19 protein-coding genes, 2 tRNA genes, 1 other RNA gene and 2 pseudogenes are annotated in these 25753 nt (G+C 72.8%); 14 read left to right on the forward strand and 10 right to left on the reverse strand.

Features of this window, described 5'->3' with window-relative positions; all coding sequences use genetic code 11:
- The 6 genes and pseudogenes from AB0I76_RS03695 to AB0I76_RS03720 form a co-directional block, all read left to right on the forward strand.
- Nucleotides 1–1072, forward strand: a pseudogene (locus AB0I76_RS03695) (VWA domain-containing protein); the annotation flags it as partial.
- Nucleotides 1069–5325 carry an alpha-(1->3)-arabinofuranosyltransferase gene (locus AB0I76_RS03700; protein ID WP_357029494.1) on the forward strand — a complete coding sequence of 1419 codons (4257 nt, stop codon included), beginning with the start codon at nucleotides 1069–1071 and terminating at the stop codon, nucleotides 5323–5325. The pseudogene AB0I76_RS03695 and the gene AB0I76_RS03700, both read left to right, overlap by 4 nt.
- Nucleotides 5322–6119: a class I SAM-dependent methyltransferase gene (locus AB0I76_RS03705; RefSeq protein WP_357029497.1), complete on the forward strand. Its 798-nt coding sequence runs from the start codon at nucleotides 5322–5324 to the stop codon at nucleotides 6117–6119. The genes AB0I76_RS03700 and AB0I76_RS03705 overlap by 4 nt, the downstream gene beginning before the upstream one ends.
- Before the next feature lie 92 nt (nucleotides 6120–6211).
- The gene (locus tag AB0I76_RS03710; protein ID WP_357029500.1) at nucleotides 6212–7402 is read left to right on the forward strand and encodes a DUF3068 domain-containing protein; all 1191 of its coding nucleotides are present in this window, start codon (nucleotides 6212–6214) and stop codon (nucleotides 7400–7402) included.
- Nucleotides 7403–7769: 367 nt separating this feature from the next.
- Nucleotides 7770–8408: a DUF6230 family protein gene (locus tag AB0I76_RS03715; RefSeq protein ID WP_357029503.1), complete on the forward strand. Its 639-nt coding sequence runs from the start codon at nucleotides 7770–7772 to the stop codon at nucleotides 8406–8408.
- Between the two features lie 80 nt (nucleotides 8409–8488).
- The gene (locus AB0I76_RS03720) at nucleotides 8489–9925 is read left to right on the forward strand and encodes a DUF6114 domain-containing protein (RefSeq protein ID WP_357029506.1); all 1437 of its coding nucleotides are present in this window, start codon (nucleotides 8489–8491) and stop codon (nucleotides 9923–9925) included.
- A 64-nt stretch (nucleotides 9926–9989) separates the two neighbouring features.
- Here AB0I76_RS03720 and AB0I76_RS03725 read toward each other — a convergent pair whose 3' ends face one another.
- On the reverse strand, nucleotides 9990–11660 hold the full coding sequence (locus AB0I76_RS03725; protein ID WP_357029509.1) for a DUF885 domain-containing protein: 1671 nt from the start codon (nucleotides 11658–11660) through the stop codon (nucleotides 9990–9992).
- Nucleotides 11661–11861: 201 nt separating this feature from the next.
- Between AB0I76_RS03725 and AB0I76_RS03730 the strand changes: the two are divergent.
- Nucleotides 11862–13010: pseudogene (locus AB0I76_RS03730) on the forward strand (DMT family transporter); the annotation flags it as partial.
- Here the strand turns inward: AB0I76_RS03730 and AB0I76_RS03735 are convergent.
- The 3 genes from AB0I76_RS03735 to AB0I76_RS03745 form a co-directional block, all read right to left on the reverse strand.
- Complete coding sequence (locus AB0I76_RS03735) at nucleotides 12893–13963, reverse strand: PHP domain-containing protein (protein WP_357029512.1); 1071 nt, start codon at nucleotides 13961–13963, stop codon at nucleotides 12893–12895. The pseudogene AB0I76_RS03730 and the gene AB0I76_RS03735 sit on opposite strands and share 118 nt — an antisense overlap.
- Before the next feature lie 72 nt (nucleotides 13964–14035).
- A complete protein-coding gene (locus AB0I76_RS03740; protein WP_357029515.1) occupies nucleotides 14036–16993 on the reverse strand; it encodes a glycosyl hydrolase in 2958 nt (985 codons plus the stop codon).
- A 205-nt stretch (nucleotides 16994–17198) separates the two neighbouring features.
- Complete coding sequence (locus tag AB0I76_RS03745) at nucleotides 17199–17933, reverse strand: peptidoglycan DD-metalloendopeptidase family protein (protein ID WP_357029518.1); 735 nt, start codon at nucleotides 17931–17933, stop codon at nucleotides 17199–17201.
- Nucleotides 17934–17993: 60 nt separating this feature from the next.
- Between AB0I76_RS03745 and AB0I76_RS03750 the strand changes: the two genes are divergently transcribed.
- The 4 genes from AB0I76_RS03750 (at nucleotide 17994) to AB0I76_RS03765 (ending at nucleotide 19936) form a co-directional block, all read left to right on the forward strand.
- A complete protein-coding gene (locus tag AB0I76_RS03750; protein ID WP_357029521.1) occupies nucleotides 17994–18374 on the forward strand; it encodes a hypothetical protein in 381 nt (126 codons plus the stop codon).
- Nucleotides 18375–18495: 121 nt separating this feature from the next.
- Nucleotides 18496–18663 carry a hypothetical protein gene (locus AB0I76_RS03755; protein ID WP_357029524.1) on the forward strand — a complete coding sequence of 56 codons (168 nt, stop codon included), beginning with the start codon at nucleotides 18496–18498 and terminating at the stop codon, nucleotides 18661–18663.
- Nucleotides 18664–18786: 123 nt separating this feature from the next.
- Nucleotides 18787–19311, forward strand: coding sequence for a tRNA adenosine deaminase-associated protein (locus AB0I76_RS03760; protein ID WP_357029528.1), 525 nt, complete (start codon nucleotides 18787–18789; stop codon nucleotides 19309–19311).
- Between the two features lie 178 nt (nucleotides 19312–19489).
- A complete protein-coding gene (locus AB0I76_RS03765; protein ID WP_357029545.1) occupies nucleotides 19490–19936 on the forward strand; it encodes a nucleoside deaminase in 447 nt (148 codons plus the stop codon).
- 20 nt (nucleotides 19937–19956) lie between these two features.
- On the opposite strand, the gene AB0I76_RS03770 is transcribed toward AB0I76_RS03765, so the two are convergent.
- From AB0I76_RS03770 to deoD, 3 genes are all read right to left on the reverse strand, one after another.
- Complete coding sequence (locus AB0I76_RS03770; protein ID WP_357029531.1) at nucleotides 19957–20442, reverse strand: thioesterase family protein; 486 nt, start codon at nucleotides 20440–20442, stop codon at nucleotides 19957–19959.
- On the reverse strand, nucleotides 20442–21077 hold the full coding sequence (locus tag AB0I76_RS03775) for a TetR/AcrR family transcriptional regulator (protein WP_357029533.1): 636 nt from the start codon (nucleotides 21075–21077) through the stop codon (nucleotides 20442–20444). Before AB0I76_RS03775 ends, AB0I76_RS03770 begins: the two co-directional genes overlap by 1 nt.
- A 121-nt stretch (nucleotides 21078–21198) precedes the next feature.
- The gene (deoD, locus tag AB0I76_RS03780) at nucleotides 21199–21906 is read right to left on the reverse strand and encodes a purine-nucleoside phosphorylase (protein WP_357029537.1); all 708 of its coding nucleotides are present in this window, start codon (nucleotides 21904–21906) and stop codon (nucleotides 21199–21201) included.
- Between the two features lie 75 nt (nucleotides 21907–21981).
- On the opposite strand from deoD, the gene AB0I76_RS03785 reads away from it, so the two are divergent.
- Nucleotides 21982–22068: transfer RNA gene (locus AB0I76_RS03785), tRNA-Ser, on the forward strand.
- A gap of 83 nt (nucleotides 22069–22151) precedes the next feature.
- On the opposite strand, the gene AB0I76_RS03790 is transcribed toward AB0I76_RS03785, so the two are convergent.
- The 3 genes from AB0I76_RS03790 to AB0I76_RS03800 all read right to left on the reverse strand — a co-directional run bounded on the left by AB0I76_RS03790 (nucleotide 22152) and on the right by AB0I76_RS03800 (nucleotide 23517).
- Nucleotides 22152–22646, reverse strand: coding sequence for a hypothetical protein (locus AB0I76_RS03790; RefSeq protein ID WP_357029549.1), 495 nt, complete (start codon nucleotides 22644–22646; stop codon nucleotides 22152–22154).
- A 32-nt stretch (nucleotides 22647–22678) separates the two neighbouring features.
- Nucleotides 22679–23293, reverse strand: coding sequence for a hypothetical protein (locus tag AB0I76_RS03795; RefSeq protein WP_357029540.1), 615 nt, complete (start codon nucleotides 23291–23293; stop codon nucleotides 22679–22681).
- Nucleotides 23294–23432: 139 nt separating this feature from the next.
- Nucleotides 23433–23517: transfer RNA gene (locus AB0I76_RS03800), tRNA-Ser, on the reverse strand.
- 81 nt (nucleotides 23518–23598) lie between these two features.
- On the opposite strand from AB0I76_RS03800, the gene ffs reads away from it, so the two are divergent.
- Nucleotides 23599–23688, forward strand: an RNA gene (gene ffs, locus AB0I76_RS03805) — signal recognition particle sRNA small type.
- Nucleotides 23689–23795: 107 nt separating this feature from the next.
- On the forward strand, nucleotides 23796–25753 hold a 1958-nt coding region (locus AB0I76_RS03810), incomplete at its 3' end, for a DNA polymerase III subunit gamma and tau (protein WP_357029542.1).

The raw sequence follows: 25753 nt of genomic DNA on the forward strand, positions 1-25753 counted from the left end.
CGCGGTGACGGCCGCGCTGCGACGGCTCGCCGGCCGGACGTTCGCGCCTCCGAACGAGGGGTCGGCGCTGGTGCCCGGACAGCGGTTGCCGGGACGCGCGGACGCCGTCGCGACCACCGAGCAGGCGGTACTCGAACACAACGCGCTGGCCGGTCCGGCCAAACTGGTCGGCGCGTACCCGGAGGTGGCGGTCCCCGCCCTCGACCTGCCGTACGCGGTCCTGCCCAACGCGCGGGACGCGGTCCGCGACGCGGCCAGCCGGCTGCTGGCCGAGTTGCTCACCACCCGGGCCCGGGACATCCTGGCCGGCTTCGGCTTCCGCACCCCGGCGGGTTTCCCACCGGCGATCCCCCGGGACGGCCGGCTGCGTGCCGAGGAACTGCGCCCCACGCCGCTGCCCGCCGAGGACGTGGTCACCGAGCTGCTGACCGGGTGGAGCGGTGTGCAGCGCAGCGCCCGCATCCTCACCGTGCTCGACATCTCCGGCTCGATGGCGGCCCGGGTGTCCGGCGGCGAGACGCGCCTCGGCGCCACCCTGAAGGCCGCCCGGGAGGGCTCCGGCCTGCTACTGGACACCAGTGAGCTGGGGGTGTGGGTCTTCTCCACCCGGGTGGACTCCGATCGCGACCATCGCGAGATCCTGCCGGTCGGCCCGCTGACCAGCGCGCAGCGGCAACGCCTGGCCGAGCGGCTGGCGGAGGTACGGGTGAAGCCGCGCGGCGGCACCGGCCTGTACGACACCACGCTCGCCGCCTACCGGGACGCCCGGCGGAACTGGACGCCCGGCCGGATCAACCTGGTACTGGTGATGACCGACGGCCGCAACGAGGACGAGGAGAGCATCGGGCGGGCGGCGTTCCTCGCCGAGCTGGCGAAGTTGCAGGACCCGCGCCGGCCGCTGCCGATCGTGTTCATCGGCCTGGGTCGTGACGTCGACCCGGACGAGCTGAACGCCATCACGACCGTGACCGGTGGGCAGGTGTTCCGTACCGAGCAGCCGAGCGGCATCCGCCAGATCTTCTTCTCCGCGCTCGCCGACCTGAGCTGCCTGCCGCCGGAGTGCCGCCGGTGACCCGGTCGTGGCCGTGGCCGGCGCGCCGGCTCGCGCGGGCGGTACGCGAGGCACCCGGCACGGCCCTGTCGCTGCTGCTGCTCACCGTTCTCGCGTTCGTGCAGCGGCCCGGCCAGGTCACCTTCGACACCAAGCTCGACCTGGCCGCGAACCCGGTGCACTTCATGGCGCGTGCCCTGCACCTGTGGAACCCCGAGGCCACCTCGGGCGAGCTGCAGAACCAGGCGTACGGCTACCTGTTCCCGATGGGGCCCTTCTTCGCCGGCGGTCAACTGCTGGGCGTACCGCCGTGGATCACCCAGCGGCTGTGGATGGCCCTGCTGCTCGCCGCCGCGTTCTACGGGCTGCTGCGGTTGGCCCGCGCGCTGGACGTCGGCACCGAACCCACCCGGTACGCGGCGGCGCTGGGCTACGCGCTGGCCCCGCGGATCCTCACCGAGATCGGGGCGCTGTCCTCCGAGACGCTCGCCGCCGCGATGCTGCCCTGGGTGCTGCTGCCCCTGGTCACCGTCCGGCGGATCGGCTCGCCACGACGGGCGGCGGCGCTGTCCGCGCTGGCCGTGCTCGGCATGGGCGGCATCAACGCGGCGGTGGTGCTGCTCGCCCTGCTGCTGCCCGGGGTGTGGCTGCTCAGCCGCCGCTGGGACGCCGACCACCTGCGGCTGGTCGGCTGGTGGTGCGTCTGCGTCGTCGCGGTCAGCCTGTGGTGGATCGTGCCGCTGCTGCTGCTCGGCGAGTACAGCCTGCCGTTCCTGGACTACATCGAGTCGTCCACCACCACCACCGCGGTCGCCTCGCTGTTCCAGGGCGTACGGGGCACCAACCAGTGGGTCGCGTACATCGTGCAGGGCGACCCGTGGTGGCCGGCCGGTTGGATGCTGATCGACGACCCGGTGCTGATGACGCTCACCGCGGTGGTGGCGCTCATCGGCCTCGCCGGGCTGGCCGGCAACCTGCTGCCCGAGCGCCGCTTCCTGGTGCTCGGCTTCCTCACCGGGCTGACCCTGCTCACCGTGGGTTACGTCGGCAGCCTCGACAGCCCGGTCTCGGAGCAGGTCCGCAACCTCCTGGACGGGCCTCTCGCGCCGTTCCGCAACGTGCACAAGCTGGACCCGGTGCTGCGGCTGCCGCTGATGCTGGGCTTCGCCCACGGCGTCGACGCGTGGGTCACCCGACTGCACCACGCCACCGCCCGCCGCCGCCCCGGCCTGCGCCTGCGACCCCTGGTGTTCGTACCGGTGCTCTTGTTGGTCCTCGGTGCCGCCGCGCCGGCCTGGCTGGGGCTCCTGCGACCCGGCCCGGGCTGGTCGGACCTGCCGGCGCACTGGCGGGCGACGGCGACCTGGTTGGCCGAGCGGGACGCACTGGCCCGCACGCTGATGGTGCCCGGCTCCAGTTTCGGCCAGTACGAGTGGGGCCGGTCGATCGACGAGCCGTTGCAGGCCCTGGCCGGAGCCCCGTGGGCGGTCCGCCACCAGATCCCGCTCGGGTCGGCGGGCAACACCCGGATGATGGACACCGTCGAGGCCGTGCTGGCCGGCGGCCGGGGGTCCGCCGGCCTGGCCGACTTCCTGGCCCGTGCCGGGTTCCGGCACGTGGTGCTGCGCAACGACATCGACCGTACGCAGGTGGACGCCCCCCCGGTCGGGGTGCTGCGCCGGGCCCTGGCCGAGTCGCCCGGGATCACCCGCGTGGCGTCCTTCGGCACCACCACCCGCTTCGGGAGTACGCCGGGCAGCCCGGTCGACGACGACGCCGGTCAGTTGCCGGCGGTCGAGGTGTACGAGGTGCGGGGGGACGTGCCGGTCGCCGCCGCGGTGCTGACCGCCGACGTGCCGACCGTCAGCGGTGGGCCGGAGTCCCTGCTGCCGTTGCTCGAACAGGGACTCGTCGAGCGGAACCGCCCGGTGGTGCTGGCCGGTGACCGGCCGGCGGCCGGGACCGAGCGCGCCGGCACCGGCGACACGTGGATCGTCACCGACGGGCTGCGCCGCCGGGAGCGCGACATCGGCCGGGTGCGGGACAACCTCAGCCAGACCCTGACCGCGAACGAGGCGGGCCGGCAGCGACGGGTCGCCCTGGACCTGCTGCCGTTCTCCGCGGGCCGGCACCAGACCGTCGCCACCTACCAGGGCGTCCGGGCGGTGACCGCGTCGTCGGCGGCGAGTTTCGTGGACGCCCTCACCCCCGCCGATCCCTCGCACCTGCCCTTCGCCGCCGTCGACGGCGAGAACGCCACCGCCTGGCACTCGGCGCCCCTCGGCGGCCCGGTGGGGCAGTGGCTGGAGGTGGACCTGGACACCCCGCGCCAGGTCGACAAGGTGTCCCTGGCCTTCGTCAACGACCTCGCGGTGGGCTGGCCGGTGACCCGCTTCCGGCTCTCCACCGACCGGGGAACGGTGGAGCACGAGGTGGCCCAGACCCTCGGCGCCCACCCCTACTACACGCTGCCCGGCTCGACGAGCCGGATCCGGGTGACCGTGGTGGAGGTGGCCGGCGGGCGGGTCGACGGCGGTGTCGGCATCCGGGAGTTGTCCATCCCGGACACCGAGCCGCGGCGGGCCCTGCGCGTGCCCGCCGACCTGCCGAACGACTTCGCCGGCCCGGTCGCCTGGTCGTTCAGCCGTGGACCGGCCGACCGGCCGGCGTGCGTGCCGACCCGACCGTCCGCCGGCTCGCGCGGGGACGCTCCGGTCGGTGAGACCGTGGTCCGGTGCGACCGCTTCCTCGCCCGGGTCGGCGAGGAGCCGCTCGGCCTCGACCGGCTGTTCCGCAGCCCGGCCGCCGGGACGTACCGGATGGCGCTGACCGCCGTGCCCCGACCGGGTGGTCCGGTCACGCTGACCGGGGTGCCGGTGGCGGCGACCGCGTCGTCCCACCTGGCCGGTGACCCGGCGGTGGCGGCGTACGCGGCGGTCGACGGCGATCCGGGCACGGCCTGGCTCGCCGACGCCGGGGACCTGCGTCCCACCCTGCGGTTGAGCTGGTCCGGGGCGCGGCGCGTCGACGGCCTGCGACTGCGCCCGGCCGTGGTGCCGGTGGGCTCGGTGCCGGAGCGGGTGGAGGTACGCGCCGGGGGCGTCACCCGGGAGCTGCCGGTCGGCGCGGACGGATGGGTCCGGTTCCCCGCCGTGCGGACCGACCGGATCGAGATCGCGGTGCTCGACAGCGCCACGCGGGTGGCCGACCGGCGCGGCGACTGGACCGCCACCACCGGTGTGGCCGAGGTGGAGATCCCGGCCCTGGCCGATCTGCTCCGCCCGGTGCCCGGCACCGCGCGGGTCGTCGAGCGCTGCGGCGCCGGTCCGCGGGTGGAGGTGGCCGGGGTGCGGTACGACACCGCGGTGCAGGCCACCCTCGCCGACGTGGTCGCCGGCCGGCCGGTGCCGGTCACCGTGTGCGGGGCGACCGGTGCGGTGCTGGACCTCCCGGCCGGCGGGCAGCGCCTGGTGACCACGCCGTCGGCCGGCTTCCTGGTGCAGGACGCCTCGCTGCGTCCCGACCGTGCCGGCGCCCCGCCCCGGCAGCGGGAGGTCTCGGTGCTCGACTGGGACCCGACCGACCGACGGGTGCGGATCGGCGCGGGCGACGAGGCGCTGCTCGTCGTACCGGAGAACGCCAACGCCGGCTGGACGGCCACGCTGGACGGCCGCGCGTTGACCGCGACCCGGGTCGACGGCTGGCAACAGGCGTGGGTGGTGCCGGCCGGCGCGGCGGGCGAGGTGCGGCTGGTGTTCGCGCCGGACCGCGCGTACCGGGGAAGCCTGGCGGTCGGTGCGCTGACCGCGCTGGCCGTGCTGGTGCTGGCGGCGCTGCCGGTGCGTCGCCGGGTGCCCGCCGGGCCGGCGCTCCCCGCCGAGGCACCGGGCTGGTTCGTCGGCGCGCTGCTGGTGGCGCTGCTGGCCGTGCTGGGCGGGGTGCTGCCGGTGGCGATCGTGCTGGCGGCAATGCTGCTGCGGCAACTTGCGGTGCGGGCCCTGCCGGTGGTGGTGTTCGGCGGGATCACGGTCGCCACCGTGGGCGCCGTGGCGGGACGTCTGCAGGGCCACGGCCAGGAGTGGGCGTACGGCCCGTGGGTGCAGGGCGCGATGCTGGTCGCGGTCGGCGCGGTGGTCGCCGCCGTGGTGCCGGTGCCCGGGGTCCGTCCCACCACCGGCGACGAGGAGCCACCCCGCGTGCGGCCGGAGACGGCCGACCCGGATGATGTGACGCCGGGCACGCCTCGGGACGACGGCGGGACGGGAGCGCGATGAGTACGGCACACGACGTGGTCGGGGAACGGACGGACCGTCGCCGGTTCGCCACGCTCGACCGTTCGGTGGCCCTCTTCAAGGCCTTCCTCGTCGAGCAGACCGATCCGGACCGGTTCTACGGGCTGCTCGCCGCGGACTCCGTCCGGCAGGTCTCCGGGTACACCCCGTTGGCCGGGCGCACCGTGCTCGACGTCGGCGGCGGTCCCGGGTACTTCGCGGCGGCCTTCCGGGAGGCCGGGGCGACGTACGTCGGGCTCGACCCCGACGTGGGGGACTTCGCCCAGGCCGGGGAGTCGGCCGGGATGCTGCGGGGCAGCGGCACCGCCCTTCCCGTCCGGTCCGGCGCGGTCGACGTGGCGTTCTCGTCCAACGTGCTGGAGCACGTGGCGGAGCCGGCCCGCCTGCTCGACGAGATGGTCCGGGTGACCCGCCCGGGTGGCACGCTCTTCGTCTCGTTCACGCCCTGGCTGTCGCCGTGGGGCGGGCACGAGACGGCACCTTGGCACTACCTCGGCGGGGACCGGGCGGCGCGTCGCTACGAGCGTCGCAACGGCCGGCCGCCGAAGAACCGCTTCCGGGAGACCCTCTTCCCGACCTCGATCTCCGACACGATCCGCTGGGCGCGGTCGAGCGGTCAGGTCGAGGTGGTCGACGCGCTGCCCCGCTACCACCCGTGGTGGGCGCGCTGGGTGATCCGCGTGCCCGGCGTACGCGAGATCGTGGCGTGGAACTTCCTGATCGTCCTGCGCCGGACCGGTCCCATACCGGGTGGCGCGGCGGAAAAACAGAGCTGACCGGGGGTCGCGTTGCTATGTGACCGAGTAGTAACCTCCCGGCCATCTCACTGATCGACAGCGGCGAAAATTAGCTCCTCCAGGGAGGAAACATGAAGCACCGCGCCATCGGTGCCGTGCTGTTCGGCGGCGGCGTACTGCTCCTGGCGCTGGCCGCCGGACTGGTGTTCATCGTCAAGCCCGCGATGACCAAGCTGCCCTACGATCTGAAGCCCACCACTTCGGTCGCCGAGGCGAAGGGGGCCACGTTCCTCCAGATCGCCGACGGCAACATCGAGATCAACCAGGCCGACCTCAAGTCGACGGTGCTGGTGTCGCCGAACCCGAAGGCGACCAGCGAGCTGACCGGCGCCCTGGACGGCAAGGCGGTGGTCTGGGAGGTCGGTCAGACCGTGGACCGCACCGACCGGAAGGAGCTGGTCAGCGCGTACGGTGCCGCTCTCGCGCTGGACCGGGTCTCCGGTGCCGCCCTGGACTGGGAGAAGGAGTACCTCGACGACTCCGGTACCCGGCAGGACGTCAACTTCTCCGGGCAGATCTACAAGTTCCCGTTCAACACCGAGAAGAAGACGTACGAGATCTTCGATCGGGACCTGCGGGCCAAGCGGACGGCCGAGTTCAAGGGCACCGAGGACATCCAGGGCATCGAGGCGTACCGCTTCGAGCAGGTGATCTCCGAGGAGACGCTGAACCTGCCGGCGGACCGGCTCGCGCTGCTGCTGCCGAAGCTGGCGCCGGGTGCGACGGCCGGCGAGGTGAAGTACAGCAACACCCGTACGGTGTGGGTCGACCCGGTTTCCGGTTCCTTCCTCAACGTGCGTGAGGTGCAGCGCAAGACGCTGGTCCCGAACACCGGCGCGCCGGTGGACCTGCTGAACGCGGACTTCGCGTACAACGAGGAGACGGTCAAGGGGTCGGTGGCGCGGGCGAAGGACAGCCGCGACAGCCTGACGCTGCTCGGGGTGTTCGCCCCGGCGGGTGCCGCCCTGCTCGGCGTCGTGTTGATGCTCGTCGGGCTGCTGGTGGGCCGGCGTAGTGCTCCGGCGGTGGCCGGGGAGGCGCGGCACCGGGCCGAGACGGCTCCGGTCGCCGACCCCGCCCCGACCCGGGTGGACCAGGAGCCGGTGCACGACGACACCGCGACCGTGGAGCAGCCGAGGACGGAGCCGTCCGGCGGTGTGCTGGAGGACGAGATTCCGCCGGCGTCGACCAACTGGAAGGGCGACGACGACCCGTCGGTGCCTGCCCAGCGTTCCGCGACCGACGAGGCGGAGAAGCGCTGACCGTACGCTGAGTCGCACGCACGACGGAGGGGTGGACCGCCACGGTCCACCCCTCCGTGCTTTACAAATACACATTCAGTGTCCGTTATCGAACTGTTATGCATCGATGTTTTGGCAACTCTCCGTGGCGGCCATCCGCACCTTGTGTCCGCTTTGGATTGTTCGTCTTGGCTGTCAAGCGATGATCCACATCGCCGTCCGTAATGCCTTCCGCTCACAGCCGCCGTCCAGCGTTACCGGCAGGTAGGGGAGGGCTTGTGACGTGCGCCTCAGGGGTGCACCATCATCGCACGTTCGTTACCCGCCGGTAACAGGCGACGTCGTCCGGTGCGGTCCGTCGCCTCCGCAACGACCGGCTACCCGCGCGATGATCCACCACCCCGAGGAGGAATCCGTGCATGATCCGATCGAGAACCCGGGTCGTACCCGGTGGCGGCGCTTCGCCGCCATGATGGTGCCCGCGACCGCCGTCGCCGGGGCGATCGTCTTCGGCATGTCCAACGGCGCGATCGCGGCATCGTTCGCCGTCTCCGGCCAGACGTTCAAGGTCTCCGCCTCCGAGCTGAGCGGCACCGGCTTCGTCCAGTACGGCGGCATCGCCGAGGAGAGCGACGGCACCCGGCACCCGGTGGCCGTGTCCGGCATCCGCGAAGCGAAGCTCTACGACCTCTGCCAGTCGGTGAAGGTGCCCGGCGCGCCCGTCGTGCTCACCATCAACGCCGGTGGCGGCGGCAAACCCGCCACCGCCAGCGGCCTGCTGATCGACATGGACTCGCTGGAGGGCGACGCCGAGTTCAAGAACATCAACATCGGGCAGGACGCCTCGACGCTCAAGGGCGGGCCCGGAGGCGCCGTCGGCGACCGGAAGGCGTTCGGCCAGCAGGCCGACACCGTCTCCATCAAGGGCCTGCGCCAGGTGGCCCGCTCCACCCACGCCGGGACGTTCACCCTCAACGGCCTGAAGCTCAAGGTCAACGTCGGCGCGGAAGCCAAGGAATGCTTCTGAGCTGACCCGGGCCCGCGGAGAAGGCACGCTCCGCGGGCCCGTCCCGGTCTCATCCCCTCACCCCGGCGCAGGAGACGTACGTGACGACCACGCAACCGCAGCACGCCCGGTCCGGCCGGCTCGCCGAGGCGTGGCGCGGCTTCCGCCGCTGGCGGCGGGTCCGCCCGTTCTGGGGCGGCCTGCTCACCGCCCTGGCCGGCCTGGAGATCTTCGGCACCACCCAGATGTCGCTCGGCGGGCTGTCCTTTCAGATGGGACCGACCGGCTTCCTCTCCTGGCTGATCCCCACCATCCTGGTGGCCTGCGGGCTGCTCATGTGGTTCAGCCCGCAGCAACGCGTCTTCTACGCGGTGGTCGCCTCGGTGACCGCGCTGTTCTCCCTCATCGGGGTCAACCTCGGCGGCTTCTTCATCGGCCTGCTGCTCGGCATGGTCGGCAGCGCCCTCGGCTTCGCCTGGACCCCGGACGCCAGGGTCGACACCCCGGGCGCCGCCGCCGAGGCGCCGACCGACCCGGCCGACGGCCCCGGATCCCCCGTGCCGACGTCCCGGGTGGGCGAGGAGGCGCCTCCCGCGTACGACGAGGGGCCCGGCGTGGCGCCCGAGGCCGCCGGGCCCGGCTCGCGCGGACCCCGGTTCTTCGCGGTCCTGCTCGCCCTGCTGGGGCTCTCCGCCGCGGTGGCGCTGGCGGTACCGGACGCGACGCCGGTCAGCGCGGCCCCCGCGCGGCCCTCCTGCCCGGTCCGGCCGCCGTCGGGCACCGTGACCCCGAGCGGTACGCCCAGCGCCACCCCGAGCCCGCCCACCCCGAGCCCCACCCCGTCGGCGGACTCCGACCGGGACGACGGCGGCCTGATCGAGGAGATCCTCGACGGAATCGGGGACATCTTCGGCGGCGGGCGGAACACCGACGAGCCGGAGAAGGCGGAACCGACCCCGTCCGCCACGCCGAGCGGGCGTCCTGGCGCCACCGGCCGGCCCGTCCGTCCGTCGGCCACCGCCGCCCCCGGATGCGTCACCCCGAAGCCGGAGCCCAGCCGTCCCGCCCCGAAGGATGAGGGCAGGGTGCTGCCGCGGATAGCCGCCGACCCGGGCCAGCCGGTCGTGGCGGCCACGCCGTCGAAGCTGACCGGCTCGAAGGTGACGATGACCGCGCTCCGGTTCGAGGGCATCGTCGACCTGCCGACGGCCGACGGCACGCTGAAGGTGCTGAAGTTCAGCATGGACCGGGCGGTCACCGACGACTTCCTGCTCTCCTCACCCGGTCCGGCCGGCCGGACCATGCGGTTCGCCACCGACCGGCTGACGGTGAAGGGGGACGTCGCCTTCTACGCCACCCGGTTCGTCGGACGGCTGCTCGGGATCAAGATCACGCTGACCCCGGACCTGCCGATCCCCGGGGGTATCCCGATCACGGTGCCGTTCCCGGTCACCTTCACCGACCCCGTGATCGACCTGGCGTTCGTCACCAGTGACGTGCTCACCGCACGGCCGAAGCTGAAGCTGACGCTCGACTGACCTCGCTCCACCACCACCGGGTGCGGGGCCGGCCGTCCCACCGGCCCCGCACCACCCTCTCCGGTCAGAGCCGGCCCAGCGCCTTGCGCAGCGGGTCGAGCCCGAGCGAACCCAGGTCGAGCGCCTGCCGGTGGAACTCCTTGAGGTCGAAGTCGGCGCCCTTGCGGGCCTTCGCGTCCTCCCGGGCCTGCAACCAGATCCGCTCGCCCACCTTGTACGACGGGGCCTGGCCCGGCCAGCCGAGGTACCGGTTCAGCTCGAAGCGCAGGTTCTCGTCCGGCACGCGGCAGTGCGCCCGCATGAACTCCCAGCCCAGCTCCGGCGTCCACCGCTCACCCGGGTGGAACCCGAACGGGTTGTCCCGCGGGATCTCCAGCTCCAGGTGCATGCCGATGTCGACGATCACCCGGGCGGCCCGGAACGCCTGCCCGTCGAGCATGCCGAGCTTGTCGCCCGCGTCCTCCAGGTAGCCCAGCTCGTCCATCAGCCGCTCGGCGTAGAGTGCCCAGCCCTCGCCGTGCCCGGAGACCCAGCAGAGCAGCCGCTGCCAGCGGTTGAGCTTTTCGGCCCGGACCGCGGTCTGCGCGACCTGGAGGTGGTGACCCGGCACGCCCTCGTGGTAGACCGTGGTCACCTCACGCCAGGTCGAGAAGTCGGTGATGCCCTGCGGCACCGCCCACCACATGCGACCCGGCCGGGAGAAGTCCTCGCTGGGACCGGTGTAGTAGATGGCCCCGTCGCTGGTCGGCGCGAGGCAGCACTCGATCCGGCGGACCTGCTCCGGAATGTCGAAGTGCGTGCCGTGCAGCTCGCTGATCGCCTTGTCGGCGAGGGCCTGCATCCAGTCCCGGAACGCCTCCTTGCCCTGGATGGTCCGGGCCGGGTCGGCGTCCAGAGCCGCGACGGCCTCGTCGATCGTCGCGCCGGGGCCGACGATCCGCGCGGCCACCGTCCGCATGCCGGCCTCCAGGCGGGCCAGTTCCTCGAACCCCCACGCGTACGTCTCGTCGAGGTCGACCTTGGCGCCGAGGAAGTACTGCGAGGCCAGCTCGTAGCGCTCCCGACCGGCGGCCTGCTTGTCCCGCCCCCGCGGCGCCAACTCGGTGCGGAGGAACTGGCCGAACTCGGCGGTCGCCGCGGTGGCCGCCGCCGCTCCCCGGCGCAGCTCGGCACCGAGGGTGCCGTCGACGCCCAACCGCTCGACCAGGCCGTGGAAGAAGTTGTCCCCGTTCGGGTCGACCCAGATGTCGCACTGCTTGGCGACCTCCAGCAACTGCGCCTTCGCGCTGACCCGCCCGGCCGCGGCCTCCTCGCGCAGCGTCGTCTTGTACGCCTCCACGGCACCCGCGAACCCGTTGAGGCGGGCCGCGATGTTGGCCTGGGCGTCCGCACCGTCGGTCGGCATCAGGTCGAACACCGAGCGCAGGTCGTGCAGCCCGCTGGTGATCACGCTGACCTCGCTGGTCGACTCGCCCGCGTCGTACCGGGCCAGTTCGAGGCCGAGCCGTTCCTGCATGGCCTCCTGGGCGGTCCGTTCCGCCTCGGACTCCGGCTCCGTCACGTCGAGGTCGGCGACGGTCCGCCGGGTCAGCTCGGCGCGGGCCGCGTACCCGTCCGGCGACAGGTCGTCGAGTTTGTCGTCGTAGCCGGCGATGCCGACGTAGGTGGCGCCGGTCGGGCTCAGCGGCGCCCAGTCGGCCACGTACCGGTTCGCGATGTCATCGATTCGTCCCACGCTGCGACCCTACGGGACTCCACAGGCCGGTTGTCGACCCTGTTTGCGGTGTACAGGGAAGCAGGTCGGCAGGGTCGATGACCATGGGTGCACCTCCTCGGGGTGGTCAACGCGTCACCCGCGTAGGCGGTTTCTGTGGCGGAGGACACGGTGGCCGAAAAGCGCGAGACTTCGTCGTACCCCAGGTGCAGAGTGTCAGGGGTGACCACCGACTTGACCCCTGACCGGGCGGCGCTGCGGAGCTGGCTGCCCGGCTTCGTCGCATTGGGCGCGATCTGGGGATCCAGCTTCCTGTTCATCAAGGTCGGCGTGGCGGAGCTGCACCCGTTGCACCTCACCCTCTACCGGGTCGCCGCCGGCGCGGTGACGCTGCTGGTGGTGCTCGCCGTGCTGCGCGACCGGCTGCCCCGCGAGCCCCGCGTCTGGGGGCATCTCTTCGTGATCGCCGCGCTCGGCGTCGCGATTCCCTTCACCCTCTTCGGCTACGGCGAGCAACGTGTCGAGTCGATGCTCGCCGGCATCTGGAACGCGACCACCCCGCTGGTCGTCCTGCCCATGGCGGTCCTGGTGTTCCGCACCGAGCGGCTGACGGCCCGCAGCGCGACCGGGCTCGCGCTCGGCTTCGCCGGTGTGCTGGTGGTGCTCGGCGTGTGGGAGGGCGTCGGCGGCGCCCACTTCACCGGGCAGCTCCTGTGCTTCGCCGCGGCGGCCTGCTACGGCGTCGCCATCCCGTACCAGAAGAAGTTCATCGCGGGCAGCGCGCTCTCGGGCGTCTCGCTCTCGGCGGCCCAGCTCCTGATGGCGGCGGCCCAGCTCGCCGTGGTCGCGCCGCTGGTCGCCGGCGCGCCGCCGGTGCCGACAGCACTGTCGCCCGAGGTCCTGGCCAGCGTGGTCGCCCTCGGCGCCCTCGGCACCGGCCTGGCCTTCGTGATCCACCTGCGCAACATCCGGGTCGCGGGGGCGAGCACGGCCTCCATGGTCACGTACCTGATCCCGCTCTTCGCGGTGCTGGTCGGCGCGGTCGTGCTCGATGAGCGGATGACCTGGCACCAGCCGGTCGGCGCGCTGGTCGTCCTCCTCGGCGTCGCCGTCTCCCAGGGCCTGGTCGGCCGCCGCCGGACCCCGACCCCGGCCGGCGTCGCCACGCCCGCCGTCCCCGCCGCCCGGGTGTAAGGAGGGGCCCCCTCTTAACGCCTCCGGTAGAGGAAGGGCCCCCTGTTAACGGGGCGGGGTCAGGCGTGGGAAGCGGCCCAGGCGACCAGGTCCTCGGCGGACCAGGTGTTGACGACACGGTCGGCTGGCACGCCGCACAACGCGGCCCGCTCGCAGCCGAACCGCTGCCAGTCGAGCTGGCCCGGGGCGTGCGCGTCGGTGTTGATGGCGAATCGGCAGCCCGCCTCCAGCGCGCGGCGGATCAGCCGCTTCGGCGGGTCCTGCCGCTCCGGACGGGAGTTGATCTCCACGGCGACGCCCCGCTCCGCGCAGGCGGCGAAGACCGCGTCCGCGTCGAAGTCGCTCTCGGCCCGCGTCCGGGGCCGGTGGGCCCGGTCGCCGGGGCCCTTCACGCCGGCCGGACGCGACGACACCATCCGTCCGGTGCAGTGGCCCAGGATGTCCAGGTGCGGGTGAGCGATCGCGGCGAGCATCCGCCGGGTCATCTTCCCGCGTTCCTCGTTCAGTCCGCTGTGCACCGAGCCGACCACCACGTCGAGACGGGCCAGCAGCTTCTCGTCCTGGTCCAGTGAGCCGTCGGCGAGGATGTCGACCTCGATGCCGGTGAGGATCCGGAAGCCCTCGGGCAGTGCCTCGTTGACCTGTGCCACGTGGTCGAGCTGCCGGCGCAGCCGGTCGGCGGTCAGCCCCCGGGCGACCTTCAGGCGCGGCGAGTGGTCGGTCAGCACCAGGTACTCGTGGCCCAGCTCGACCGCCGCGAGCGCCATCTCCTCGATCGGGGAGCCGCCGTCGGACCAGTCGGAGTGGGTGTGGCAGTCGCCGCGCAACGCCGTACGCAGGTCGGTCGCCGCCGCGTCCAGGTCGGTGCCCTCGGTGGAGAGCAGGCGACGCAGGTAGACCGGCTCCTCGCCGGCCAGTGACTCGGCGACGCAACGGGCGGTGACGTCACCGACCCCGGACAGCTCGGTGAGCTTCCCGGTGCGGGCCCGCTCGGTCAGTTCGGCAGCCGGCAGTGCGGCCAGCGCGGCTGCCGCCGACCGGAAGGCACGCACCCGGTACGTCGCCTCGTTCGCCCGTTCCAGCAGGAAGGCGATCCGGCGCAGATCGGCGATGGGGTCCCGGGCGCTCATGACCACCCAACCTACGCGCCTGCGCCGCCGGTCGGGGGACGACCGGCGGCGCAGGACGGGTGGTGGTGCGGATCAGGAGTGGGGCAGTTTCACGAGGGACTTGTCGCCGATACCGAGGGTCGTCGGGTTGACCCCGATGGCCGACCAGACCTCCACCCTGACCGTGCCGTTCGACAGGCTGCCGAGCGTGCCGGTGGCGGAGAGCAGCCCCGCGTTCTGGGTGTAGTGCTCGAAGCCGGGGACCGGATCGGTGGCGAAGTAGCGGTACGTCTCCACCCGTTCCCAGCTCCCGTCACCGGTCAGGTCGTAGGAGACCCGTGCCTGGACCCCGTTGCCGACCGCGCCGCCGGCGTCGAGGAACAGGTCGAAGGTCGTCTGGCCGCCGGCGTACGCCAGGTCCAGGCCGGTGGCCGTGAACACCTGGGCGTTGGTCGGCGTGCCGTCGTGGTTGGTGCCGCCCGCGCTCGCCACCGTGACCGTCGCGGCGCTTCCCGACGCTCCCATGCGACCGCTGGGAAGCAGGTACTGCGTCGGCGAGTCCGGCGTCGGGGGCGGGGTGGTGGGCGGAGGAGTCGTCGGGGGCGCCGTGGTCGGCGGCGCCGTCGTGGGCGGCGCGGTGGTCGGGGGCGCCGTGGTGGGGGGCGCCGTCGTGGGCGGCGTGGTGGTGGGCGGTACGCCTCCGTCGGCGCTGCCGCCGCTCCAGGTGACCGCGCCCGTGGCGACCGTACGGCCGGCCGGCACGTCCACCCGGGTGCCGTTGGAGAACGTCACGGTCAGCGGCGCGGACGTGATGTTGCTGGCGACGTACGTCCGTGCGCCGTTGCGCGTGAACACCGCCGCCAGCGGGTGGTTGGCGGTGACACCGGTGTCGACGGTGCCCAGCGCCGCGAGGTTGCGGACCCAGTGGAAGGTGTGCGCGCGGCTCTCCCCCTCCTCCGGGACGTACCCGGGATTGGCCCGCAGCTTCGTCAGCGCCGCGTCCGGGTCGCCGAGGGCGAGGAACTGCCAGAGGATGTCCTGCCACACGGTCGGTTCCCCGCCGTTGTTGCGAACCAGTTCGGCGTAGTTGACCGAGTTGTACTCCGGGTCCTGGCCCATGTACAGGTGGCCGCCGGTGACGGGCAGCATGTTGATGCCCTGGATCATCTCCGGCTCGGCGCTGAACCAGGTGGCGTACGCTCCGCCGTCGCCCCACACCATGCCGACCGTCGAGTGCCCGAAGGCCGCCGGGAAGTTCTCGTTGTCGGCGTCGAACCAGTACTCGCGGATGGTCGCCGCCTGAGTGGTGTAGATGAAGACGCCCGCGTCGCGCACGGCCGTGTTGCCGGTCGCCTGTCCCCACTGGATGAGGGCATTGGCGAAGTTCATGCCCTCGGACGACGACTCCTGGTTGTTGCCGGCGGCGAAGGAGCCGTGCCCGGACGCCCAGTCGTGGCCGGCGTAGATGTCGAAGTCGCGCAGGTACGGGAAGCGGTTGTCGGTCCGGCTGTAGTTGTTGGCGTCCCGGATCAGCAGGTCGACCATGCCGCCGTACTGCTCCTGCTTCGCCCACGCCGGGTCGAACTTGGCCAGGGTCGCGGCGGCGGCGATGAAGTAGCCGTAGTGGAAGTGGTGGTCGTTGAGTTCCTGGTCGGATCCGTACGACGCCGGGTAGCCGATGAGGGTGCCCCAGTTCCGGTCGTAGTAGAAGATCTTGGCGGCCTCGCCCGGCGTGGCGGTGAACCAGTCGTTGAGGGTGGTGCGGATGGCGTTCAACGCCGCCGTACGGGTCTCGGTGTCACCGACCTGGTCGGCGATCTCGGCGATCCGGGCGGCCCGTCCGAGTCCCTTGCCGGTCCAGTAGGTGTCGCCGCCGCGCTGGTCCATCGGGTTGGCCCGCACCGCCGCCAGGTGGCTGCGCAGCGTGGCCAGGTCCGCCCCGGTGCCGGTGGCGACGGCCGGTACCTCCGGCAGCACCCCCTGGAACCGCATGGACGTGCGGAACTGGTTCACACCGGTGAGCACCTTCATCCGGCCCCGCGCCGACGGGTAGGTCTGCGCCAGCGGGGTGGAGCCGGTCAGCGACTTCCACTGGTGCGGGTAGAGGCTCACCACCGTCCGGCTGGCGGTCCCCTCCCGTGGCGTCGTCGTGAACGCGTACGTGGTGTCGACGCGGCCGGCCGCCTGGTCGTACGCGTAGGAAACCTGGGTGCCGGTCACGTGGGCGTGCGCGTACGTGCCGAAGGTGGTGGCGAGCTGCGCCCGGGCGGTGGCGTCGAGGCCCTGGCTGGGCAGCAGGGCGACCGAGAAGTAGCCCCTGCCGGCCAGGTCGGAGGTGATCCGGCCACCGCTGACCGTCCAGCTCGCGCCGGTCGGGGCATACGCGACGTAGTCGTGGCCCCGGACGGTGAAGCCGATGGTGGAGCCGCTGTTCGTCCAGATGGTCGGGCTGCCACCGGTGGGGTTGATCTGCGCGGCGCCGCCGGTGGTGCGGAAGTAGGTGAACGGCAGGCCGTGGCCGATGGTGGCACGCATGGTGCGGACGCCGTCGCCCCAGTACGGGGTGACCGTCCAGTCGGTCCAGCCGTCCACCTTGACGACCGGTGCGCCGAGCGCGGCCACGCCGACGCGGATGTCCTCGGCGTAGGCGTACTTGTACTCGCCGACGCCGGTCGCCGTGCCGGTGATGGTCGGCGTGGAGGTGGCGGAGAAGCCGAGGCCGTCACTGAACGGCTGGTAGGAGACGGGGTGCGCGTGCAGCGGCTCGCTGTACGCGCAGTTGGTCTTCTTCCACAGCAGGGACGACCACCAGTCGTTGGTGGGGACGGGACCGGCCGGAGCGTCGGCGGTGACGAACTGGCGGGGGTTGGTGGACAGGTCCCCGCAGCCGGCGGGGAGCGGGCCGACCCGGTCGGTGGTGTAGCTGCCGGCGCCGACGGTGGCAGCCGCAGCCGGGGTGGTGTGGACGACGGCCAGCCCGCCGAGGACGAGGGCCAGGGCGGTGGTGGTGGCGGCCAGGGTCCGGTTGCGGTGTGACGCGGGAGGTTTCACGGTGCCTCCATCGCGGGGCGCCCGGTCCGGCCGGGCGCGTCGCTGAGTCGGAATTGTGAGGAAAGTTGCCTCAGAGAGCGCTCTCTTGAGGCGGGACGCTAACTCAGAGGCAAGACCTGCGTCAATGTTTCCGGTCGATGAAGCACGTATGTCGGAAAATCCGCGGACCGGGCCCGCTCCTCTGAGGACGGTGCGGGCCGGACGGCTACCGGGCCGTGCCCGGTGCCTTCGGGCAGCCGTACCGGCGGTGCCAGGCGGCCACCTCGGCGGCCGGCTCCCGGTCGACCTTCCGGCGCCACGCGTCCAGGTAGGGCGCCGGCCAGACGACGCCGCGTCGGATCCACCAGCCGTCCTGACCGGTGCACGGCGGGGAGATGCCGAAGTGCAGGTGGCACACGTTGTTGGCGTTGCCGGTGCGACCGACCGTCCCGAGCTGCCGCCCCGACCGGACCCGCACCCCGGCGTCGATGCCGGCGGCGACCTCGGTCAGGTGCGAGCCGTAGTAACGCACCCCGTCGTCGCCGAGCAGGGACACCGACAAACCCCCGTTGTGCGGCCCGCGCGGGCCGCGCGGGTCGAACCGGTCGACCCGGCTGACCTCCAGGATCGTCCCGTCCGTCACCGCCACGACCGGTACGCCGCAGTCGGCGAAGATGTCCGTCCCCGGGTACGCGGAGTGGGTCGGATGGTAGTCGACCTTGCCGGCGCGTACCGGGAAGACGTGGGGAGCCCCGGCGCGGGTCGGCGCGGCCGACGGACGGTCCGGGGTCGCGGCGCCCGTCGGGCCCGGCTGAGCGGCGGTGGCCGGGGTGTCCGGGGGTCCGGAGGCGGTGCCCGGCGTCGCCCCGGGACGGGTCGTCGCGCAGGCGGCGGCCACCAGCGGCACGAGCAACAGCAGGACCGGGTACGCGCGACGGCGTCCGATCGGCGGCGGGGGCATCGGATCATCCTGACAGAACCAGTACGGTGGACGAAGGTCCCTACCGCGGGAGGAGCGACGGTGGCCGGTCAGCCGTTCACGCCCCACTCGTATCCCGACTTCCGCCCGCGTACCCCCTCGGGTCTCTTCCCGTCCGGCCCCCCGTCGCGGCCCACCTACCGGGAACCGCACCCGGTGACCGGCGCGGGCGTCGCCCTCGGCGGAGCCGGCGCGGCCGCCTGGCTGCTCCTGTTCGGGCTGCTCGGCACGAGCGTGACCGGGTACGCCTGGTGGACCGTCCTCGCCGGTGGGCTGGCCTGGCTGGTCGCACTGCTGCTGGTCCGCTTCGGCGACCGGGGAGTGGCCGCCGGCATCGCCATCGTCACGGCCGGCGGTTGGAGCATCGCGGCGGCGGTGGTGGCCGTGCGCTGGGCGACCAGCGGCGACTGGCCGCTCTGGTGACACCGGTCCGGCCGCCTCGCCGAGCCCTGTGCGGCGGCCCGGCCACTGCGTTCTGTGGTGGTCCGGCTGCGGCACGAAGCCCATCTTGACGTGGCGGTCGGGACTCGGCACCCTCGGCGGTATGGCCTGGACCACTCCGCGGCTCGACCCCGAGCGCAGCCGCCGTCGCCAGCAGCTCCTCGCCGAGTTGGCCGGTGCGAGGGCGGTACGCCAACGGGACCGACCGCGTCGCCTGCGCACCGAGCAGCTGCGTCAGCTGATCGCCACGCGCCGCCGGGTCGCGGGCTGATCACCCGACTTTCCCATGATTGACGAGCCCTTCGGGGCGTTGACCGTTCGCCTGCCGATCGGACCGGCTAACGTGCACGCGTAACGGATCGGCGTGCTGGTGCCGAGGCATTTTGGGGGGACCGTGTCGTACTTCGCGGCGGCCGTGGTGCGCGACGAGAGCGGCTGGACCGCTTCCGAGGTGAGCCTGCGCGGTGTGACCGACCTGGAGGAGGTCGCCGACCGCCTGCGTGACGTCGACGTGGACGCCGACCTGTCGGTGCTGTTCGTCGAGGCGGACGACGCCTACCTGGTGATCCTGCGGCTCGACGACGGGGAGGACCTGCGGGTCTTCGGTTCCGACTCGGCGTACGCGGAGGAGTCCCGGTTGGGTGCCCTGCTCGTGGGTGACCTCAAGACCTCGGTGACCGGGCTGGACGAGACCGAGGAGGCCCGTCCGGCGGCCGGCGACGACGACAGCGAGCAGCCCGCCGTGGACCCGGAGGCCGACCCGGTCGGCGACGCCGACATCCTCGCCGACCTGGGCATCTCGGCGCAGAAGCTGCTGAAGCTCTGCGGTCACGAGGGCATGATGCCCGCGGACGTCACCGCCGAGATCTCCGCCGTGCTCGGCTGCGCCGACGAGATCGAGGAGCTGCGTGAGGTCTGAGCCCGGCGGACCCGTCCCGACCGGCGGCGGCGAGCCGGCCGATGCCACCGACCCGGCGCTGGAGACCGTGCGGCCCGGCCAGCCCACGCCCGGTCGGACCGGTCGGTTCGGCCCCGGTGCCGACGAGGGCCTGGCAGACCCGGCCGGCGCCGGTCGCCGGCTGCGGCACGATCTCTGGATGCGCCGGGCCCTGGAGGTCGCCGTCACCGGGCCGGACCTGCCGACGGCGGACCCGGGCGACGCCGGTGACGTGCCGGTGGGCGCGGTGCTCTACGGGCCGGACGGCGTCGAGCTGGCGGTCGGACGCAACGAACGGGAGCTGACCGGTGACCCGACCGCGCACGCCGAGGTGCTGGCGCTGCGCCGCGCCGCCGAACGCCTGGGCCGGTGGCGGCTGGACGGCTGCACGCTGGTGGTGACCCTGGAACCGTGCACGATGTGCGCCGGCGCCCTGGTGCTGGCCCGGGTCTCCACCGTGGTCTTCGGCGCGTGGGAGCCCAAGACCGGCGCGGCCGGGTCCCTCTGGGACGTCCTGCGCGACCGTCGCCTCAACCACCGTCCGGAGGTCTACGGCGGGGTGCTGGAGGCCGAGAGCGCGGCGGTGCTCCGGGCGTTCTTCCGCTGAACCGGCAGCCGGCCCGGCCCCTAGCGGCCCTGGTCCGCCGTCAGCCCGGCCGGCGCGGGTCGGAGCAGGGTCGCCGCGACGGCCCGACCGGTCTCCGTCCAGGCGGTGGGTCGCAGCGTCGCGGGGTCGAGGCGGACGATGGCCCGCCGACCCTCGGCGTGCAGGGTGCGACCGTCCACCGAACGGAACTGGAAGGCGTACTCGGCGCTGCTGGTGCCGAAGTGTTCGAGCCAGAAGTGCACCGCCACCGGCCCGGTCCCGGTGATCGGGGTCCGGTAGGTGATGGTGAACTCGCGGACGGCGTGGAACACGTCCGGAGCGCTGGTCCGCCCACCCTGGTAGGACACCCCCCGGTCCGCCCAGTACGGCGTGAGGGCACGTTCCAGGAGGACCGCGTACCGGGCGTTGTGCAGGATCCCCAGGGCGTCGAGGTCGTCGAAGTGCACGGGGACGCGCTCGACGTGGCCGAACTCGACGGCGGGCTGCTCGATGGTGGCGTTGCTCATCACGGGCCTTCCGGTAGCAGGGTGGGATCGGGGCACAGCGCGCGGAGGCGGGCCAGCGCGCCGTGACGGGCGAGTCGGTAGGCGGTCTCCGGGTCCAGCAGCCGGGACCGCATGGCGGCGGCGACACCGAGAGCGTCGATCTCGTACGCCAGCAGCGCGACGTCCACGTCGGCGGGGAGTTCGCCGGCCTCCACCGCCTCACCGACGAGGCGCTGGAGAAACGCGATCCACCGCTCGAACACCTCGGCGAGCCGGTCCCGCACGGGGCCGGGTCGGGCGTTGAACTCGAACTCGGTGGTGGCGAAGAAGCACCCGCCGGGCAGCACCCGTGCCGCGTAGAAGGCGATCCGGGCGTCGTGCAGCGCCCAGAGGCGGCGTACCCCGCGGGGCGCGCGCAACGCCGGTCCGATGATGCGCTCCTGCCACTGCTCGACGGCCCGGTCCACGGTGGCGAGCTGGAGGGCCTCCTTGGAACGCCAGTGGGCGAAGAGGCCGGACTTGCTGACACCGAGCGTCTCCGCGAGCCGTGCGAGGGAGAGCCCGTCGAGGCCGACCTCCGAGGCCAGCACCACCGCCGCGTCCAGCACGGCGGTGCGGGTGCGGTCGCCCCGCGCTACGCGGCCGTCGACTGTCATGGCAGCAGCGTAATCAATAAGCACGACCGGTCGTATAGTTTTTGCCGGTGATCGCGGCCACACAAGGAAGGGCCCCCTGCCAACGCCTGGCGCACAGCAGGGGGCCCCTCTTGACGGGTGGTCAGGCGATGATGGTGTCCAGGCCGATCTCGACCATCTGGCTGAAGGTCTGCTCACGCTCCTGCGACGTGGTCTTCTCGCCGGTCTTGATGTGGTCGCTGACCGTCAGGATGGTGAGCGCGCGGGCCTTGAACCGCGCCGCGATCGTGTAGAGCGCCGCCGACTCCATCTCCACCGCCAGCACGCCGTAGTCGGCGAGCGTGTCGTAGAGGTCCGGGCGGTCGGAGTAGAAGGCGTCCGCCGCCAGGATCGGCCCGACCCGCATGGTGATGCCGCGCCGCTCGGCCACCTCGACCGACGTGCGCAGCAGCCCGAAGTCGGCGACGGGCGCGTAGTCGATCAGTCCGTCGAAGCGCATCCGGTTCATGTTCGAGTCGGTGGACGACCCGATCGCCGCCACCACGTCCCGCAGCTGAAGGTCCTCGCTGAGAGCTCCGCAGGAGCCCACCCGGATCAGCGACTTCACGCCGTACTCGTTGATCAGTTCGTGGGCGTAGATGGAGGCGGAGGGCATGCCCATGCCGGAGCCCTGGACGGAGACCTCGACGCCGTTCCAGCGGCCGGTGAAGCCCAGCATGCCGCGGACCGTCGAGTAGCACCGGGCGTCCTCGAGGTAGGTCTCCGCGATCCACTTGGCCCGCAGCGGGTCGCCCGGCATCAGGACCCGCTCAGCGATCTCTCCCGGCTTCGCGCCGATGTGCGTACTCATGCCAAAGATCCTGCCAGGCCAGCGGGCGGCATACCGGTTCGGCGTCCGGACCGGTGGTCCTGTAGCCTACTCGGCGGTGGCGTGTCCGAGTGGCCTAAGGAGCACGCCTCGAAAGCGTGTGAGGGTTTACGCCCTCCGCGGGTTCAAATCCCGCCGCCACCGCTCGTGAACAGCGAGAACGCCCGGCAGGTCCGCGAGGATCGGCCGGGCGTTCTCGTCGTCACACCGCTGTCGTGCCCCCTGTGTCAGCAGGGGCTGTGGCCGTCGGCGAAGAGGCGCTCGGCCCAGTCGGCGTACCCGGCGATGATTTTGCGGACCACGTCTCCGTCGTGCAGGAACAGGTACGCCCGGTCGCCCTGCCGGGCGAGCAGTCCGTCGAACCGGTAGGTGCCCGGCGGGGCGTCGAGGACCCGGACGTCCGGATAGCGGGCCTGGACATCCGTCACCGGGGTGCCGGTGGTGACGCCCTCGGGCGTGCCCACCGTGTCGCCCAGCCAGAGCAGCACGAGCCGGTCGTCGACGAAGATCGGGCTCACGGTGTCGTGACCGGCGAGCGCGGGCCCGCACGCGTCGACGTCGGTCCGCAGGATGCCCCGTCGGGTCAGTTCGTCCTCGGTGTCGCCGAACTCGACGTTCCGCAGCCCGTTGAGGTCGACCACCTCGCTCGTCCCGATGGGTTCACCGGGCCGGGGCAACGTGGGCGTACGCGCACCGCTGCCCGAGATCCAGGCAGCCGTCAGCAGTGTTGCGATGAACGCGAATTGTCGCAATTTCATGGAATCCCCCAGTCCCCAACGGGACCGCCGCCCTCAGGTTGCTGCCCGGCGGGAGATTGCCGCTTTTCCCACTCCTCGGCCAGCTCGTCCCAGTAGTCGGCGCTCAGTCGGCGGCGCCCGTGGGCCAGCCAGCCCTCCGTGCTCCGCTCCACGTGCAGGCCCACCTCGGCGAAGGGGTCGATCCAGGCGCCGGGCTCGACACCCAGTTCGACGAGCGCGCCGTTGATCGGCCAGTCGTCGCGTGGACTGTCGAACGCGGCGTCGAAGCGTGGCCCCCAGGACATCGTGCCGCCGAGCCAGACCGCCGCCGCCTGGTGCCCGGCCCCGCCGGAGAACTCCGCCTCGACGTACGCCACGGGGCCCCGGCGCGACCAGCGGACCAGCACCTCGGTCAACGGCGGAGAGAGCACCAGCGTGAACGGGTGCGCCGGCCCGAGATCCTCGACCGTGAAGTCCGGCGGCGACCCGGTCAGTTCCTCCACCAGGAGCGGCGTCACGGGCAGCAGGGCGAAGTCCTGGCGCAATTCGCCCAGGACGGCGTGGTCCAGGTCGCCGGTTTCCTCGCGAAGCAGGTCGGTGTCCGCGATCACCGCGCTGAGCTGGTAACTCATTCCGGGCCCTTCGGCGTCGTACACGTCACCTGGGACGGTCGGCTCCCGGCGAACCCCCACAGCCTAAGGGCCACCCGGAATGTCCGCGGTACGACGAAGGGCCGGTCCCGCGGGGACCGGCCCTTGCTGCTCAAGAGAGCGGAGGATACGAGATTCGAACTCGTGAGGGTGTAAACCCAACACGCTTTCCAAGCGTGCGCCCTAGGCCTCTAGGCGAATCCTCCGTCGAACAGGGTACAGGACCTCGCGGCCGCGCCCACCCCACCACCCCCTGGAGATCGCCCGGCCGTCGGGTAGGGTGGAGTCACCTCCCGTGCGGCGGTACCTCGTGAACCTCCCCAGGGCCGGAAGGCAGCAAGGATAAGCGAGCTCTGCCGGGTGCACGGGAGGCCTTTCTGTCTCCGGGTGCCGGTAGCGTCTCTGCGGGTCAGGTCACGGGGTGGTGGGTGGTCACCCGCGCCCGACCGGCGCAGAATGGCTCGGTCGAGAGGAGGCGGGACGGGTGGCACTGGCGCTCTACCGCAAGTACCGGCCGCGTACCTTCGCCGAGGTCATCGGGCAGGAGCACGTCACCGAGCCGTTGTCGCAGGCGCTGCGCAGCGGGCGGCTCAACCACGCGTACCTCTTCTCGGGCCCTCGCGGGTGCGGCAAGACCTCCAGCGCCCGGATCCTGGCCCGCTCGCTCAACTGTGAGCAGGGCCCCACACCGGAGCCGTGCGGCCAGTGCGGGTCGTGCCGTTCGCTCGCCGTCGACGGCGGTGGCTCGATCGACGTCATCGAGATCGACGCGGCCAGCCACGGTGGCGTGGACGACGCCCGTGAGCTGCGGGAGAAGGCGTTCTTCGCGCCGGCCAGCAGCCGCTTCAAGATCTACGTCATCGACGAGGCGCACATGGTCTCGTCGGCCGGCTTCAATGCTCTGCTGAAGCTGGTCGAGGAGCCGCCGGAGTACGTCAAGTTCATCTTCGCCACCACCGAGCCGGAGAAGGTCCTCGGCACGATCAAGTCGCGGACCCACCACTACCCGTTCCGGCTGATCCCGCCCAAGACCCTCCGCCCGTACCTGGAGCAGCTCACCCAGGCCGAGGGCGTGCAGGTCGAGCCCGCGGTGTTCCCGCTGGTGGTGCGCGCCGGCGGCGGCAGCGCCCGGGACAGCCTCTCCGTGCTCGACCAGCTCATCGGCGGCGCCGGGCCGGAGGGCGTCACCTACGCCCGGGCGGCGGCGCTGCTCGGCGTGACCGACTCGGCGCTGATCGACGAGATGTGCGACGCGCTGGCCGCCGGGGACGGGGCTGCCGCGTACGCCACCGTCGACCGGGTGGCCGAGGCCGGGCACGATCCCCGCCGGTTCGCCTCCGACCTGCTGGAGCGGCTGCGTGACCTGATCGTGCTCCAGCAGGTGCCGGACGCCGCCGCCAAGGGGCTGATCGACGGCCCGGCCGACCAGATCGAGCGGATGGCCGCCCAGGCCCAGCGCCTGGGCCCGGGCACCCTGTCCCGCTGCGCCGACATCGTGCACGACGGCCTGGTCGAGATGCGTGGCACCACCGCGCCCCGGCTGCTGCTGGAGCTGATCTGCGCCCGGATGCTGCTGCCCGGCGCCGACGACTCGACGGGCGGCCTGCTCCAGCGCCTAGAACGGATGGAGCGCCGGCTCACCCTCGCCGGCACCGACGCGCCGTCGGCCGCCGCCGGTCCCGCGCCCGCCGACCACCCCCCGGCGGTACGCCCACAGCCTCCCGCCCCGCCCGCGGCTGCCGCCGCGATCCCGGCCGGGACCGCCGGCACGCCGGCGGCGACCGGGCCCGACACCGCGGCGCCCCCGTCCACCAGCGCGACCGCTGACGCGGCTGCCGTTGCCCCCGGTCCGCACGTCGCCCCGGCACCGGCCGGCCCCACGCCGCACTCCGTCCCGGCACCGACCGGACCCGCGTCGGCCGCTCCGGCGGGCGGCCCGGCTCCACGTCGTGCCGTGCCGCCCTCGGCCGTCATGCCGGACCCGTCGACCCCCGCGCCGCCGCGACCCGGTGCCGAGGCGCCCGGCGCGCTGGACGCGGTGGCGGTGCGCCGGGCCTGGCCCGAGGTGGTCGGCAAGGTCAACCGGAGCCACAAGAAGATCGCCGCGCTGATGCGCGACGCGGTCGTGCGGGACCTGGACGGCGACACGCTGGTGGTGACGGTCAAGTCGTCGGTGCTGGCGAAGATGTTGTCCGACCACGCCGCGGTGCTGACCGACGCGCTCTACGAGGAGTTGGGCGGGCGCTGGCAGATCCGCTGCGAGGTGGCGGGCGAGCGCGGTGGTGCCTCCCTGCCCGGCCCGGGTCGGCAGACCGCCCCCGCCCGTCCGGCACCGGTCCAGCCGACCTCCGGTGGCCCGTCCGGTCACCGAGCTGGACGACGTGGCGAAGACCCTGGAGCTCTCCGAGGGCGACTTCGCCCCCACCGTCTGGAAGGGCGGCC

Origin of the sequence: Micromonospora sp. NPDC049799 (assembly GCF_040656655.1) — a bacterium.
Classification (GTDB): domain Bacteria; phylum Actinomycetota; class Actinomycetes; order Mycobacteriales; family Micromonosporaceae; genus Micromonospora.